The organism is Nocardia sp. NBC_01499, assembly GCF_045040275.1.
Lineage (GTDB): Bacteria > Actinomycetota > Actinomycetes > Mycobacteriales > Mycobacteriaceae > Nocardia.
This window is the reverse complement of the sequence record NZ_CP109426.1, coordinates 4,098,144-4,113,200: the sequence shown is the minus strand read 5'-3', so window position 1 is coordinate 4,113,200 and position 15,057 is coordinate 4,098,144. Positions and strand designations below refer to the sequence as shown.

The 15,057-nt window shown below is 65.6% G+C and carries 17 protein-coding genes; all 17 read left to right on the top strand.

What is annotated here, in order from left to right:
• The first annotated feature begins 37 nt into the window (after window positions 1-37).
• The 17 genes from rpmE (at window position 38) to murA (ending at window position 14,819) form a co-directional block, all read left to right on the top strand.
• Entirely contained in the window at window positions 38-283 is a 246-nt protein-coding gene (gene rpmE / locus OG203_RS18980; RefSeq protein ID WP_150407940.1) for a 50S ribosomal protein L31, read from the top strand.
• A gap of 97 nt (window positions 284-380) precedes the next feature.
• Window positions 381-1,451, top strand: coding sequence for a peptide chain release factor 1 (gene prfA / locus OG203_RS18975; RefSeq protein ID WP_405166982.1), 1,071 nt, complete (start codon window positions 381-383; stop codon window positions 1,449-1,451).
• A gap of 31 nt (window positions 1,452-1,482) precedes the next feature.
• On the top strand, window positions 1,483-2,355 hold the full coding sequence (gene prmC, locus OG203_RS18970) for a peptide chain release factor N(5)-glutamine methyltransferase (protein ID WP_405167913.1): 873 nt from the start codon (window positions 1,483-1,485) through the stop codon (window positions 2,353-2,355).
• 87 nt (window positions 2,356-2,442) lie between these two features.
• Window positions 2,443-3,108, top strand: a complete 666-nt coding sequence (locus OG203_RS18965) for an L-threonylcarbamoyladenylate synthase (protein WP_405166981.1) — start codon at window positions 2,443-2,445, stop codon at window positions 3,106-3,108.
• Between the two features lie 16 nt (window positions 3,109-3,124).
• Window positions 3,125-4,282 carry a glycosyltransferase family 4 protein gene (locus OG203_RS18960; protein ID WP_405166980.1) on the top strand — a complete coding sequence of 386 codons (1,158 nt, stop codon included), beginning with the start codon at window positions 3,125-3,127 and terminating at the stop codon, window positions 4,280-4,282.
• A gap of 11 nt (window positions 4,283-4,293) precedes the next feature.
• Window positions 4,294-4,752, top strand: a complete 459-nt coding sequence (locus OG203_RS18955) for a hypothetical protein (RefSeq protein WP_405166979.1) — start codon at window positions 4,294-4,296, stop codon at window positions 4,750-4,752.
• Between the two features lie 249 nt (window positions 4,753-5,001).
• On the top strand, window positions 5,002-5,850 hold the full coding sequence (atpB, locus tag OG203_RS18950; protein WP_405166978.1) for a F0F1 ATP synthase subunit A: 849 nt from the start codon (window positions 5,002-5,004) through the stop codon (window positions 5,848-5,850).
• Window positions 5,851-5,918: 68 nt separating this feature from the next.
• Window positions 5,919-6,167 (top strand): ATP synthase F0 subunit C, encoded by a 249-nt coding sequence (locus OG203_RS18945; protein WP_405166977.1) that lies wholly within the window; start codon window positions 5,919-5,921, stop codon window positions 6,165-6,167.
• Between the two features lie 5 nt (window positions 6,168-6,172).
• Window positions 6,173-6,736 carry a F0F1 ATP synthase subunit B gene (locus OG203_RS18940; RefSeq protein ID WP_405166976.1) on the top strand — a complete coding sequence of 188 codons (564 nt, stop codon included), beginning with the start codon at window positions 6,173-6,175 and terminating at the stop codon, window positions 6,734-6,736.
• A 19-nt stretch (window positions 6,737-6,755) separates the two neighbouring features.
• Entirely contained in the window at window positions 6,756-7,565 is an 810-nt protein-coding gene (locus OG203_RS18935; RefSeq protein ID WP_405166975.1) for a F0F1 ATP synthase subunit delta, read from the top strand.
• Window positions 7,566-7,609: 44 nt separating this feature from the next.
• Window positions 7,610-9,247, top strand: coding sequence for a F0F1 ATP synthase subunit alpha (atpA, locus tag OG203_RS18930; RefSeq protein ID WP_405166974.1), 1,638 nt, complete (start codon window positions 7,610-7,612; stop codon window positions 9,245-9,247).
• Window positions 9,248-9,309: 62 nt separating this feature from the next.
• Window positions 9,310-10,281, top strand: coding sequence for a F0F1 ATP synthase subunit gamma (locus tag OG203_RS18925; protein ID WP_364739410.1), 972 nt, complete (start codon window positions 9,310-9,312; stop codon window positions 10,279-10,281).
• Window positions 10,282-10,297: 16 nt separating this feature from the next.
• Window positions 10,298-11,746: a F0F1 ATP synthase subunit beta gene (gene atpD, locus OG203_RS18920; RefSeq protein WP_405166973.1), complete on the top strand. Its 1,449-nt coding sequence runs from the start codon at window positions 10,298-10,300 to the stop codon at window positions 11,744-11,746.
• A gap of 5 nt (window positions 11,747-11,751) precedes the next feature.
• Window positions 11,752-12,129: a F0F1 ATP synthase subunit epsilon gene (locus OG203_RS18915; RefSeq protein WP_396965811.1), complete on the top strand. Its 378-nt coding sequence runs from the start codon at window positions 11,752-11,754 to the stop codon at window positions 12,127-12,129.
• A gap of 193 nt (window positions 12,130-12,322) precedes the next feature.
• The gene (locus tag OG203_RS18910) at window positions 12,323-12,739 is read left to right on the top strand and encodes a DUF2550 domain-containing protein (RefSeq protein ID WP_357392215.1); all 417 of its coding nucleotides are present in this window, start codon (window positions 12,323-12,325) and stop codon (window positions 12,737-12,739) included.
• Window positions 12,740-12,776: 37 nt separating this feature from the next.
• Complete coding sequence (locus OG203_RS18905) at window positions 12,777-13,358, top strand: cob(I)yrinic acid a,c-diamide adenosyltransferase (protein WP_405166972.1); 582 nt, start codon at window positions 12,777-12,779, stop codon at window positions 13,356-13,358.
• 201 nt (window positions 13,359-13,559) lie between these two features.
• Window positions 13,560-14,819: a UDP-N-acetylglucosamine 1-carboxyvinyltransferase gene (gene murA, locus OG203_RS18900; RefSeq protein WP_357392211.1), complete on the top strand. Its 1,260-nt coding sequence runs from the start codon at window positions 13,560-13,562 to the stop codon at window positions 14,817-14,819.
• Window positions 14,820-15,057: the final 238 nt, after the last annotated feature.

The window sequence follows — 15,057 nt, the reverse complement described above, 5'->3', positions numbered from 1 at the left end:
CGCGAGCGACCCGGCGGCCAATATCGAGAGGACACCCATGAAGGCAGGAATTCACCCCACGTATGTCGAGACCACGGTCGTCTGTGGTTGCGGCAATACGTTCCAGACTCGCAGCACCAAGGAGTCGGGACACATCAACGTCGAGGTCTGCTCGCAGTGCCACCCGTTCTACACCGGCAAGCAGAAGATCCTCGACACCGGTGGCCGCGTGGCCCGCTTCGAGGCTCGCTACGGCAAGCGCGCGGGCAAGAAGGCCGACGCGGACGACGCCGCAGCCAAGTAGCTTCCTCGCCGACGCCCGGTCCTGCTCCGCAGGCCGGGCGTCGGTGTTTTTTGTATGGGGTCCTTTTTAGACAGGGAATTCAGGAAGAGGAAGCACAGTGACGCAACCGTCCGCGATCGACGACATTCTGGCCGAGCACGCCGGCCTGGAGACGCAGCTGTCCGATCCGGCGCTGCACAATGATCCGGGCGCCGCGCGCCGGGTCGGCAAGCGGTTCGCCGAACTCGCGCCGATCATGGCCACCTATACCAAATTGAAGTCCGCGCGTGACGATCTCGCCGCCGCGCAGGAACTCGCCGCCGACGACGCGTCCTTCGCCGCCGAGGTCCCCGACCTGGAACGCCAGGTCGCCGAGCTGGAGCAGACCCTCGCCGACCTGCTCGCCCCGCGCGACCCGCACGACGGCGACGACGTGGTGCTCGAGGTGAAATCCGGTGAGGGCGGCGAGGAATCGGCGCTGTTCGCCTCCGACCTGGCGCGCATGTACGTCCGCTACGCCGAACGGCACGGCTGGAAGGTCGAGATCCTCGACGTCACCGTGTCCGATCTCGGTGGGTACAAGGACGCGACGCTGTCGATCAAGAGCCGCGACGCCGCGCGCGACGGTGTCTGGTCGCGATTCAAGTTCGAGGGCGGCGTGCACCGCGTGCAGCGCGTCCCGGTGACCGAATCGCAGGGCCGCATCCACACTTCGGCCGCCGGTGTGCTGATCTATCCGGAACCCGACGAGGTGGAAGAGGTGCAGATCGACGAGACCGACCTGCGCATCGACGTCTACCGTTCGTCGGGCAAGGGCGGCCAGGGCGTCAACACCACCGACTCCGCCGTCCGCATCACCCACCTGCCCTCCGGCATCGTGGTGACCTGCCAGAACGAGCGTTCGCAGCTGCAGAACAAGGCCCGCGCCATGCAGGTGCTCGCCGCGCGACTGCAAGCTCTCGCCGAGGAGCAGGCCGATCAGGAAGCCGCGGCGGGCCGGGCGAGTCAGATTCGCACCGTCGACCGCTCCGAGCGCATCCGCACCTACAACTTCCCGGAGAACCGGATCGCCGACCACCGCATCGGTTTCAAGGCGCACAACCTGGATGCCGTGCTGGACGGTGACATGGACGCGTTGCTCGACGCACTCGGCAAGGCGGATCGCGAAGCTCGAATGGCCGCGGAATAAACACCTTTCGGGAAGAGTCGTTGCCATGTCTATGACCCGCGAAGCGCTGCGCCCCGCCATCAACGACGCTATCCAGACATTGCGTCAGGCCGGGGTGCACAGTCCGCAGGCCGATGCGGAGCAATTGGCCGCACACGTGCTCGGGGTCGAGCGCAGCAGGCTGGCCCTCACCCCGCTTGTCACGCCGGACCAGCTGACCGAGTACCGCGCCCTGGTCGACCGCCGGGCGCAGCGAATTCCGTTGCAGCACTTGACCGGAACCGTGGCGATGGGCGAGATCGACCTGGCGGTCGGGCCCGGTGTCTTCATCCCGCGTCCGGAGACCGAGCTGCTGTTCGCCTGGGCGCTGGCTCAGCTCGAGGCGCTCCCGCACGATCACCCGCCGATCGTCGTCGACCTGTGCACCGGCTCCGGCGCGCTGGCGCTTGCCATCGCGCACGCGCGCCCCGACGCCGATGTCCATGCGGTAGAACTCGATTCGGCGGCGCTTGGATGGGCCCGCCGCAATGCCGACCAGTGCATCGCCGACGGCGACACGCCCATCACCCTGCACGCGGACAACGTCACCGACCCGAACCTGCTGACCGTACTCGACGGCCGAGTCGACGTCCTGGTGTCCAACCCGCCCTACATTCCCGAAGGCGCGCGACTGGATCCCGAAGTCGCCGAACACGATCCGCACCTGGCCCTCTTCGGCGGCCCCGACGGTCTCGACGTCATCCGCGGCATGATCCCCACCATCACCCGCCTACTGCGCACGGGCGGCGCCACGGCCATCGAACACGACGACTCCAACGGTTCCGACCTCGCGGCCCTGCTCGGCAAGCAGGGCGACTTCACCGACATCGTCGAACACCCCGACCTCGCGGGCAGGCCCCGCTTCGTCGCCGCGACTCGTGCGTGACCGCGCGATGCCCGGATTGCGGCATTCGCTGCGGCGGTCGGCCAGGGGATGGTGGTCCGTGAGCGCACGCGTGACAGGATGGACGCCGTGAGTACCGTCTATGACTGCGCGGATCCCGACGCCCGCGCCGCCGGACTGACCGCAGCCACCAGCGCCCTGAAGTCCGGGCGACTCGTCGTGCTGCCCACCGACACGCTCTACGGCCTTGCCGCCGACGCTTTCGACTCCACCGCGGTGAGCTCGCTGCTCGCGGCCAAGCGTCGTGGTCGCGACATGCCGGTGCCGGTCCTGGTCGGTTCCTGGCACACCATCGACGGCCTGGTCTTCTCGGTGCGCCCACAGGCCCGCGAGCTGATCCGGGCGTTCTGGCCCGGCGGCCTGAGTCTGGTTGTGCAGCAGGCCCCTTCGCTCGCCTGGGACCTCGGCGACACGCGCGGCACCGTGATGCTCCGGATGCCGCTGCACCCGGTCACCCTCGAGCTGCTCCGCGAGGTCGGCCCGCTGGCCGTCTCCAGCGCCAATGTCTCCGGCCAACCGCCAGCCAAGACCGCCGCGGAGGCCCGCGACCAACTGGGTGAACACGTCGGCATCTACCTCGACGGTGGCCCCGCCGACCACGCGGTCGCCTCCACCATCGTCGACCTCACCGCCGACCAGCCGCGCATCCTGCGCGAGGGCGCGGTGCCCATCGGCGATATCGCCGATGTCCTCGACATGTCGCCGGAGGCGCTGTCCGGCGCCTCCACCCGATGAGCGGTGGGTGCCGCGGATGAGTGGTTCGGGTGCGGTCGTCCCGTCACGGGAGCTACTGCTCGTCCTGCTGATCTCCGCGGTCGTGACCTTCCTCGCTACCGGCGGAATCCGGGTGCTCGCCATCGGGTTCGGCGCCGTCGCGGTGCCGCGCGACCGTGACGTGCACGTCAAGCCGATTCCGCGGATGGGCGGTGTCGGCATCTACATCGGGGTGGTCGCGGCGATGCTGTTCGCCTACCGACTCCCCGCGCTGCGCCGTGGCTTCGACTACACCCCGAACATTCCGCTCGCGGTGCTGGTGGCGAGCACGATCATCGTCGCGGTCGGCATCGTCGACGACCGCTGGGGTCTCGACGCGCTGACGAAGTTCGTCGGACAGGTAACCGCGGCGGGTGTGATGGCCGTCATGGGTCTGAGCTGGTACAGCATTTACAACCCGTTCAACAACACCACGGTTTTCCTGGATGCGCTACAAGGTGGTCTGATCACGGTGGGGGTCACCGTGACCCTGGTCAACGCGATGAACTTCGTCGACGGGCTCGATGGACTCGCCGCCGGGTTGGGGCTGATCGCGGCGGTCGCGGTGTTCGTCTTCGCGATCGGGTTGATGACCGAACAGGGCGGCTCGGTCGACACCTACCCGCCCGCGTTGCTCGCCGCCGCGTTGGCCGGTGCCTGCCTCGGTTTCCTGCCACACAATTTCCAGCCAGCCCGGATATTCATGGGCGACTCGGGTTCGATGCTGATCGGCCTCGTGCTCGCCGCCGTCTCCACCAGCGCGTCAGGGCGTATCCCGCTGCAGGGCTTCGGCACACGCGACATCGTCGGTCTGCTGTCGCCGCTGCTGCTGGTCGGCGCGGTCATGTTCATTCCGGTGCTCGACCTGGTGCTCGCGATCGTGCGCCGGGTACGAGCCGGGGTGAGCTTCTCCACGCCGGACAAGATGCACCTGCATCACCGGTTGCTGCAGATCGGGCATTCCCATCGACGCGTGGTGCTGCTCATCTACTTATGGGTCGGCATCCTCGCATTCGGTGCGGTCGGCACCTCGTTGATGAACCTCACACTCGTCGTGCTGCTGGTGGCAGGCGGGCTGGTCTTCGCCCTCGTGGTGACCGCTATTCCCGGGCTGCGCCGCAGGGAGGCGGCGGGGGACCAGCCGCCCGCCGGGTAGTCTTCGCAAACGTGAGCTTCACACCTACCCCAGTTCCCGGTCCCGACGCCCCGCTGAAGGCGGCGCTGCGCTACGGCCTGATCGGATTGGGCGTGCTGGTGGTGCTGTCCGTCGCGATCGGCGCCGCGGCCGCAGGCACGCCAGGTCTGTGGGGCGCGCTGATCGGCTCGGCCATCGGCGGCGGCTTCATCCTGACCACCGCTGCCGTGGTGTTGTTCGGCGCGAAATTGCCGCCGTCCACCGCGGGCATGGTGATGTTGGCCAGCTGGGTCGGCAAAATGCTGGTGGGCCTTTTGGTCATAGCAATACTGAATCAATTCGACTTTTATGACCGAATGGTCCTTTTCTTGACCGTGGTCGGCGCCCTGGTCATCGTGCTCGGCGCGGAGACGTATGGCGTTGTGCGCCAGAAGGTTCCGTACGTGACGGTGCCCGAGGAGACGGCGGATTCGCAGACTCGGGAAGATTGATCCCCACCCACCTACACGCTGTCGTAGATAACTTGGTAAAGTGTTGGTAAGCAAGCAACCAAGCGAGGGGGGATCGTCAAGATCCCTCCGAGTGCCGCTATGCTTACTGCCGTGCCGGGCTCTGAGGGTTCCGGTTCTGCATGTCGACGATGTCGCCGACACACGTACAGACGCCAGGCGGAATCAAAACCCGCCGCACAGCTGCTGACGAATTTCGAGCCGACCTGAGTCGACCCAAATTGATCGTCAATGTCCGATCGAACCGTGGGATCAACCGAACCCACGGCCCGAACACGGGAGAGAACGCTGAGCGTCACCACTTTGGCGGGCGAGTTCCACGCGCCATCGCTGTCCGACTTCTTCCCTCCAGCGCTGCTGTTCGAGGGTACGCCGTTCGAACTCGATCGTTTGATGCTGATCCGGCTCATCATGTCGGCCGTCCTGATCATCGTCATGCTGCTCGCATTCCGGAATCCGCGCCTTGTCCCGCGCGGCCTGCAGAACATCGCCGAAACCGGTCTGGTGTTCGTCAAGGAGCAGATTTGCGACGAGGTGCTCGGTAAGGAAACCGGTCGCAAGTACTTTCCGCTGATCGCGACAATCTTCTTCTCGGTGCTCTTTCTGAACTTCTCCGGCATCATTCCGGGTTTGAACATCTCGTCGAACGCCCGAGTCGGCTTTCCGCTGGTGTTGGCCCTCATTGCCTACCTCGCGTTCAACTACGTCGGCATCAAGAAGTACGGGTTCCTCACCTACATGCGCAGCAGCATCGTGGTTCCGAATGTCCCGCCCGCGCTGCACATACTGCTGATTCCGATCGAGTTCGTCTCGACGTTCATCCTCCGTCCGTTCACGCTGACGGTGCGACTCATGGCCAACATGCTGGCCGGACACATCATGCTGGTGCTCTTTTTCAGTGCCACCTGGTTCTTCTTGTTCGACGCCGTCGCGTGGATGAAGGTGTTCTCGCCGTTCTCGCTGATCGCGGGTCTCGGGTTCACCCTCTTCGAGATCCTGGTCATCTTCTTGCAGGCCTACGTTTTCGCCCTGCTGACCGCGGTCTACATCGGGCTCGCGCAGCACGCAGATTCGCACTGACCCACAACTACCGGATACCTGCTACACACGCCGACCGGCGGGTGAGCAACAGAAAGGGAATGGAACTCATGAGCCTCGCGTACCTGGCCCAGGAAGCCGCTTCGAACTCTGACAAGATCAAGGGCTACGGCGCCATCGGCTACGGTCTCGCCGCGATCGGCCCCGGCATCGGCGTCGGCATCGTTGTCGGTAAGGCGATCGAGGGCTTTGCCCGTCAGCCCGAGCTTCAGGGTGCGATCCGTACCAACATGTTCCTCGGTATCGCGTTCACCGAGGCCCTCGCCCTGATCGGCCTTGTGGCCGGCTTCATCTTCTGATTGCCATGAACGGGCTTTCTGTGTTCGCCGCGGATGCTGGGGAAGACATCAACCCCCTCATCCCCGAGACATACGACATCGTGTGGTCGGTGGTCTGCATCGCGATCATCGGCGTCGTTTTCTACAAATATGTGATCCCACGCTTGCTCAAGGTGCTCGACGAGCGCGGCGATAAGATCGAGGGTGGTATCGCTCGGGCCGAAGCCGCTCAGGAACAGGCTCAGCTCACGCTGCAGCAGTACCAGCAGCAGTTGGCCGAAGCCAGGCTAGAGGCATCGCGTATCCGTGAGGACGCGCGCACCCAGGGCCAGCAGATCCTCGCGCAGATGCGCGCGGACGCGCAGGCCGAAAGTGACCGCATCGTCGCCGCGGGCCACAGCCAGCTGGAAGCACAGCGCCAGCAAATCCTTACCGAACTGCGCTCCGAACTCGGCCACACCGCCGTAGATTTGGCCGAAAAGATTATCGGGCAGTCGGTTTCGGACGAAGCTAAGCAGGCGGCGTCGATCGAGCGGTTCCTGACCGAGCTCGATGACGAGTCGAAAGCCGGCATCGGGGTCGGAAGGTAGCGACGCGAAAGTGAGAAGCATGTACGCAGCGAGCCGCGAGGCCTGCGCCCGGTCTCGGGAGGCGCTCAGGGCCGCTCTGACCGGAAGCGACAGTGTCGCGGCCACAACGGGTTCCGAACTGTTCGCCGTTGTCGCCGTGCTGGACGACCAGCGTTCGCTGCGTGTTGCGCTCGCGGACGTGTCGGTGCCCGGCTCGGTCCGGGCCGAGCTCAGTGAGCGGGTCTTCGGCGGCAAGGTCAGCCCGGCCACGCAGGCCGTGCTGACCACCGCGGTGGCCCAGGACTGGTCAAGGACCGCCGACCTGGTCGCCACCCTGGTGTTGCTCGGCCAAGAAGCGTTGCTGGAGTCGGCGTCCGACAGTGGTCGGCTCGACGCGGTCGAGGACGAGCTGTTCCGGCTCGGTCGGATCATCAGCGACAACCCCGACCTGGAGCAGGCACTCGCCGATCGGACCAAACCGGCGCAGGCCAAGCGGGAACTGATCGATCGCCTCCTCACCGGCAAGACCGAATCCATCACCCTAACCCTGGCTGAGCAGGTGGTGACCAGGCAGAAGACGGCAGTCGGGGTGGCATTCGACGAACTGTCCGACCTGGCCGCGGCCCGTCGCGACCAGATCGTGGCGCACGTGCGTGCGGCGATCGAACTGTCGGCGCAGCAGCGCGAGCGGCTCGCCGCCTCGCTGCATCGCATCTACGACAAGCCGATCCAGGTGCACGTGCAGGTCGACCCGAGTCTGCTGAGCGGGCTCGTCGTACACGTCGGCGACGACGTGATCGACGGCAGCGCCATCGGCCGGCTCGAACGGCTGCGTCGGTCCCTGACCTGACGTCCAATACCCCCGACATTCGACACAGCGAGAGCAGGAAGAACATGGCGGAGCTGACGATCTCCTCCGACGAGATCCGTAGCGCGATCGAGAGCTACACGCAGAGCTACACCCCCGAGACCTCCATCGAAGAAGTCGGTGTTGTCACCGACACAGCCGACGGCATCGCGCATGTCAGCGGCCTGCCTTCGGCAATGGCCAATGAGCTGCTGGAGTTCCCTGGTGGCGTGCTCGGCGTTGCGCTGAACCTCGAAGACCGCTCGATCGGTGCGGTCATCCTCGGCGAATACGCCGACCTCGAAGAGGGCCAGCAGGTTCGCCGGACCGGCGACGTGCTCTCGGTTCCGGTGGGCGACAACTTCCTCGGCCGCGTGGTCGACCCGCTCGGCCACCCGATCGACGGTCTCGGCGAGATCGAGGCGGAAGAGCAGCGCGTGCTCGAGCTGCAGGCCGCCTCCGTGCTGGAGCGTCAGCCCGTCGAGGAGCCGCTTGCCACCGGCATCACCGCCATCGACGCCCTCACCGCGATCGGCCGTGGCCAGCGTCAGCTGATCATCGGCGACCGCAAGACCGGCAAGACCGCGGTCTGCATCGACGCCATCCTGGCGCAGAAGGCGAACTGGGACTCCAACGATCCGGCCAAGCAGGTGCGCTGCATCTACGTCGCCGTCGGCCAGAAGGGCTCCACCATCGCGGGCGTCAAGTCCGCGCTCGAGGCCCGTGGCGCGCTGGAGTACACGACGATCGTCGCCGCTCCCGCCTCCGACTCCGCCGGCTTCAAATGGCTTGCGCCGTACACCGGTTCGGCCATCGGCCAGCACTGGATGTACCAGGGCAAGCACGTCCTCATCGTGTTCGACGACCTGACCAAGCAGGCCGAGGCGTACCGCGCCATCTCGCTGCTGCTGCGTCGCCCGCCGGGCCGCGAGGCCTACCCGGGTGACGTCTTCTACCTGCACTCCCGTCTGCTGGAGCGCTGCGCCAAGCTGTCCGACGAGCTCGGCGCCGGCTCGATGACCGGTCTGCCGATCATCGAGACCAAGGCCAACGACATCTCGGCGTTCATCCCGACCAACGTCATCTCGATCACCGACGGCCAGGTCTTCCTCGAGTCCGACCTGTTCAACAAGGGTGTCCGCCCGGCGATCAACGTCGGTACCTCGGTCTCCCGTGTCGGTGGCGCCGCCCAGACCAAGGGCATGAAGAAGGTCGCCGGTTCGCTGCGTCTGGAAATGGCGCAGTTCCGCGAGCTGGAGGCGTTCTCCGCCTTCGCCTCCGACCTCGACGCCGCGTCGCTGGCGCAGCTCGAGCGTGGCGCCCGCTGGGTCGAGCTGCTCAAGCAGGACCAGTACTCGCCGGTCGCCGTCGAGGACCAGATCGTCTCGATCTTCCTGGTCGACGACGGCCGCTTCGACTCGGTCCCGGTCGCCGACATCCGTCGCTTCAACAGCGAACTGCTCGAGCACCTGCACCGCGCCGCGGCCGACGCCTTCAAGTCGATCGAGGGTGGCAAGGTCCTCAAGGACGAGGCCGCCGACCAGATCAAGTCGGAGACCGACAAGTTCAAGCAGGGCTTCCTCGCCTCCGACGGCAGCCGTGTGGTGAACGAGGCCGAAGCGGCCGATCTCGAGCACGAAGAGGTCGAGACGTTGTCGGTCACCCGCAAGCACGTCGAGAAGTGACCCAGGTTCGGGACTGATGCGAGTAATTCGTAAAACCGATGCGAATGAAGGGAGTGTGACTGATGGCAAGTTTGCGTGAATTGCGCTCCCGCATTCGTGGTGTGAATTCGATCAAGAAGATCACCAAGGCCCAGGAGCTGATCGCGACCTCGCGAATCTCCAAGGCGCAGGCCAGGGTTGCGGCCGCCAAGCCGTACGCCGAGGAGATCACCAAGGTCCTCGGTGAGCTGGCGAACGCGTCGAAGAACCTCACCCACCCGCTGCTGACCGAGCGTGCCGAGCCGCGCCGGGCGGCGGTGCTGGTGATCACCAGCGACAGCGGCATGGCCGGTGGCTACAACTCCAACGTGCTCAAGCGTGCCGAAGAGTTGATGCACACGCTGCGTGGCGAGGGCAAAGAGCCGGTGATCTACGTGATGGGCAACAAGGGCCTCACGTACTACACCTTCCGCAACCGCACCCCCGTCGCCTCGTGGGCCGGGTTCTCGCAGCAGCCGAAGTACTCCGATGCCTCGGCCGCCTGCAACCACCTGGTCGAGGCCTTCATGGCCGGTTCGGAGGGCGTGGTTCCCGCGCCGAACGGCACCGGCGATATCGCGGGTGTCGACGAGCTGCACATCGTGTACACGCGGTTCGTGTCGATGCTGACGCAGACCCCGGAGGTGCGCCGCTTGGCGCCGATCCAGGTGAGCTACGTCGATGAGAACTTCGACATGGGTGAGGACTTCGTGTCCGATTCGCCGACGGCGGATGTGCACGCGCAGTACGAGTTCGAGCCCGACGCCGATGTGCTGCTTGCAGCCCTGCTGCCGAAGTACATCAACACGCGTATCTACTCATCGTTGCTCGAGGCAGCGGCATCCGAGTCCGCGGCTCGGCGCACCGCAATGAAGGCAGCCACCGATAACGCCAACGACCTTGCCACTGATCTTTCCCGGCAGGCGAACTCGGTGCGGCAGGCCCAGATCACGCAGGAAATCAGCGAAATTGTCGGCGGCGTAAACGCGCTGGCTTCGAGCTCGGACCGCGACTAAGCGCAGGAAGAGAAAAATGACCGCAGCAGTCACGCAAGACAACACGAGTCGGACCGGCGCAGACTCAGGTCGCGTCGTCCGAGTCATCGGCCCCGTCGTCGACGTCGAGTTCCCCCGGGGCTCGATCCCAGAGCTGTTCAACGCTCTGCACGCCGAGATCACCCTCACCTCGGTGGCCAAGACCCTGACCCTCGAGGTCGCCCAGCACCTCGGCGACGGCATCGTGCGCTGCATCTCCATGCAGCCCACCGACGGCCTGGTCCGTAGCGCGCCCGTCACCGACACCGGCAAGCCGATCTCGGTGCCGGTCGGCGACGTCGTCAAGGGCCACGTCTTCAACGCCCTCGGCGATTGCCTGGACAGCCCCGGCCTCGGCCGCGACGGCGAGCAGTGGGGCATCCACCGCAAGCCCCCGTCATTCGACCAGCTCGAGGGTAAGACCGAGATCCTGGAGACGGGCATCAAGGTCATCGACCTGCTCACCCCGTACGTGAAGGGTGGCAAGATCGGCCTGTTCGGTGGCGCCGGTGTCGGCAAGACCGTGCTCATCCAGGAGATGATCACCCGTATCGCGCGTGAGTTCTCCGGTACCTCCGTGTTCGCCGGTGTCGGCGAGCGCACCCGTGAGGGCACCGACCTTCGCCTGGAAATGGAAGAGATGGGCGTCCTCCCGGACACCGCCCTCGTCTTCGGTCAGATGGACGAGCCACCGGGCACGCGTATGCGCGTCGCCCTCTCGGCCCTGACCATGGCCGAGTACTTCCGCGACGTGCAGCACCAGGACGTGCTGCTGTTCATCGACAACATCTTCCGGTTCACCCAGGCCGGTTCCGAGGTGTCGACCCTGCTCGGCCGCATGCCGTCCGCCGTCGGTTACCAGCCGACCCTCGCGGACGAGATGGGTGAGCTGCAGGAGCGCATCACCTCGACCCGTGGTCGGTCGATCACCTCGCTGCAGGCGATCTACGTGCCCGCCGACGACTACACCGACCCGGCGCCGGCCACCACCTTCGCCCACCTCGACGCGACGACCGAGCTTTCCCGCCCGATCTCGCAGAAGGGCATCTACCCGGCCGTCGACCCGCTGACCTCGACCTCCCGCATCCTGGAGGCCTCGATCGTCGGCGACCGGCACTTCGCCGTTGCCAACGAGGTGAAGCGAATCCTGCAGAAGTACAAGGAACTGCAGGACATCATCGCCATCCTCGGCATGGACGAGCTCTCCGAAGAGGACAAGGTCCTCGTCGGCCGCGCCCGTCGTCTGGAGAAGTTCCTCGGCCAGAACTTCATCGTGGCCGAGAAGTTCACCGGCCAGGTCGGTTCGGTGGTTCCGCTGGAGCAGACCATCGACGACTTCGACCGGGTCTGCAAGGGCGAGTTCGACCACTTCCCGGAGCAGGCGTTCAACAGCTGCGGTGGTCTCGACGATGTCGAGGCGGCCGCGAAGAAGATCGCCGGAAAGTAGTCCCGATGTCGGAAATGTCAGTTGATCTGGTCGCCGTCGAACGGCTGCTCTGGTCCGGCCAGGCGACGTTCGTCAGCGCGCAGACCACCGAGGGCCAGATCGGCATCATGCCGGGCCACGAGCCGCTGCTCGGTCAGCTGGTCGAGGGCGGCACGGTGGCCATCGTCTCCACCGACGGCGAGCGCATCGTCGCAGCGGTGCACGGCGGCTTCTTCTCCGTGACCGCGAGCACGGTCCGGATCCTGGCCGAGTCCGCGGAATTCGCGGACGAGGTCGATGTCGAGGCGGCCCGTCGCGTGCTGGCCGACTCGGCGGCAAGCGAAGAGGACCAGCTGGCGGCGCAGGCCCAGGTCCGCGCGGCGGAGCAGGCCGCGAACGCGTAAGCGACAACCGAATACAGAGCACGAGACTGTCGGCGGCGAAGGGATCTTCGCCGCCGACAGTCGTCTTAAAACGGTTGACGATCGTCTTAATACACGGCCCCCCAGTTTGTAAACTTGGTGTCGTGGTTGAATGACCGCGGGGTGTCGACGACACGGCGACAGAGCGAAGGGACGAACTGCATTGCAGACCGGGATGGTTCTCCTGATCATTCTGGTGCTCACGCTCGTGTTCTTGGCCCTCGCCTCGACCTATCGCCTGATCATGTTGCGGCGCGGCGGAACCGCCGCACTGCTGCGCGTCTTACCCGCCCGCGGTGGTCAGGGCTGGCGGCACGGACTGATCAGATACGACGAGGACCGAATGGTCTTTTTCAAGTTGACCAGCCTGAAACTCGGCCCGGACTGCACAATTCATCGGCAGGGCATCGAGATCGGCGACCGACGCGGACCCGTCGGCGACGAATACGACATCATGAGCGACGATATCGCGGTGATCGCGGTGACCGATCGGGACGGCAGCTACGAGCTTGCCCTTGACCGCGCCTCGCGGACCGCATTTCTTTCCTGGGTGGAATCCCGCCCGTCCGATCGCACCCGCCGTATGCGCTAGGAAACTTCGGAGCGGCGGGGGAGCTAGGGTTGGTCCTGTGAGTGTTCATCTGACGCGGATTTACACGCGTACCGGCGACGACGGGACCACCGGTCTCAGCGACTTCTCGCGGGTCGCGAAGACCGATCCGCGCCTGGTCGCGTATGCCGACTGCGATGAGACGAACGCCGCGATCGGGGTGGCCATCGCGCTCGGGCAGCCCGAACAGCAGCTGCGCGAGGTGCTGCTGCAGATACAGAACGATCTGTTCGATGCCGGGGCCGATCTGTCTACCCCCGTTGTCGCGGCGCCGAAGTACCCGCCGCTGCGCATCACCCAGCTCTACATCGACCGGCTCGAAGGTTGGTGCGATGAGTTCAATGCTGAACTGCCAGCACTGAATTCGTTCATTCTGCCCGGTGGCACACCGCTCGCGGCGCTGCTGCACACGGCGCGCACCGTCGCCCGCCGCGCGGAACGTGCCGCCTGGGCGGCGGTCGAGACACACCCGGACGACACGAACGTTTTGCCTGCCAAGTACCTCAACCGGCTGTCGGATCTGCTGTTCATCCTGAGCCGCGTGGCCAATCCGGGCGGCGATATCCTGTGGAAGCCCGGCGGAACCAGGTCGAGCACCTGATAATGCTCGAGACACGAGGACGCACGTCCTCGAGTTCATGGGTGACACTCCGGGTACACCCAGAACTCATCCCGGCATCCGACCGCCGGTCCGTAACCGAACTACCGTGGCACCCACTAGTGCGCTGAATACCCGGAGTGGCGGAACAGTGCCGCAACTATCCTTGCACCCAACAGTGCGCCGAATACGCGGAGAGGCGGCATGGAACGGTTTTTGGTTACCGGCGGGAATCGACTCGTCGGTGAAGTCGCGGTGGGGGGCGCCAAGAACAGCGTCCTCAAGCTGATGGCCGCTGCCTTGCTGGCCGAGGGCACCACCACGATCACGAACTGCCCGGACATTCTCGACGTGCCGCTGATGGGTGACGTGCTGCGCGGCCTCGGCTGCGACGTCGCGATCGACGCGGGGGTGGTCACCATCAACACCCCGGCAGAACCGAAGTACCACGCGGACTTTCCCGCGGTGACGCAGTTCCGCGCGTCGGTCTGCGTGCTCGGTCCGCTGATGGCGCGCTGCAAGCGGGCGGTGGTCGCGCTGCCTGGCGGTGACGCGATCGGCTCCCGTCCACTGGACATGCATCAGGCCGGACTGCGGTTGCTCGGTGCGACCAGCGAGATCGAGCACGGTTGCGTGGTCGCGCGGGCCGACGAACTGCAGGGTGCCAAGATTCGGCTCGACTTCCCTTCGGTGGGTGCGACCGAGAACATCCTGATGGCGGCCGTCCTCGCCGAGGGCGAGACGGTGATCGACAACGCCGCGCGCGAGCCCGACATCGTCGACCTGTGCAACATGCTTGTGCAGATGGGTGCCCGGGTTACCGGCGCCGGTACGTCTGTACTCACAGTGCAGGGCGTCAAGCGGCTCTCGCCGACGACGCACCGCGTGATCGGCGACCGCATCGTCGCGGCGACCTGGGGTATCGCCGCGGCGATGACCATGGGTGATGTCCGGGTGACCGGGGTCAATCCCAAGCATCTGTCGCTGGTACTGGACAAGCTGCGCTCGGCGGGCGCGCGTATCTCCTTCGAGCAGGACGGTTTCCGTGTCGTGCAGGCCGAGCGGCCGCGCGCGGTGAACTTCTCGACGCTACCGTTCCCCGGATTCCCGACCGACCTACAGCCGATGGCGATCGGGCTCGCCGCGATCGCCGACGGCACGTCGATGATCACCGAGAACGTCTTCGAGGCGCGGTTCCGTTTTGTGGAAGAGATGATCCGGCTGGGTGCCGACGCGCGGACCGATGGTCATCACGCGGTGGTGCGCGGTATTCCTCGATTGTCGAGTGCGCCGGTGTGGTCGTCGGATATTCGCGCCGGTGCCGGTTTGGTACTCGCCGGTCTGGTTGCCGACGGAACCACCGAGGTGCACGACGTCTTCCACATCGACCGCGGCTACCCGAATTTCGTCGAGCAACTGCAGGCTTTGGGCGGCGAAGTGAAGCGAGTCGGCGCTGCCGAATGAAGTGTTAACCTCGAAAACACTTCTTGACCAGCAGATTTGACATGATGCACGCAGACACGTAACTTTATTCGAGTCAGAGCGACGCGGACACCGACCCGGTGCCGAGGAGCTGAGCGGTAACGCTGAGCGACGGCCAGGGACACGAGGTAGTACGAGGAGCGCCTGACGCTCACACTGGTTCGATCGAGACCCCGGATTTGGTTCTGGGGGAGCGACTGAGCTAAGCTGGATAAGTTGC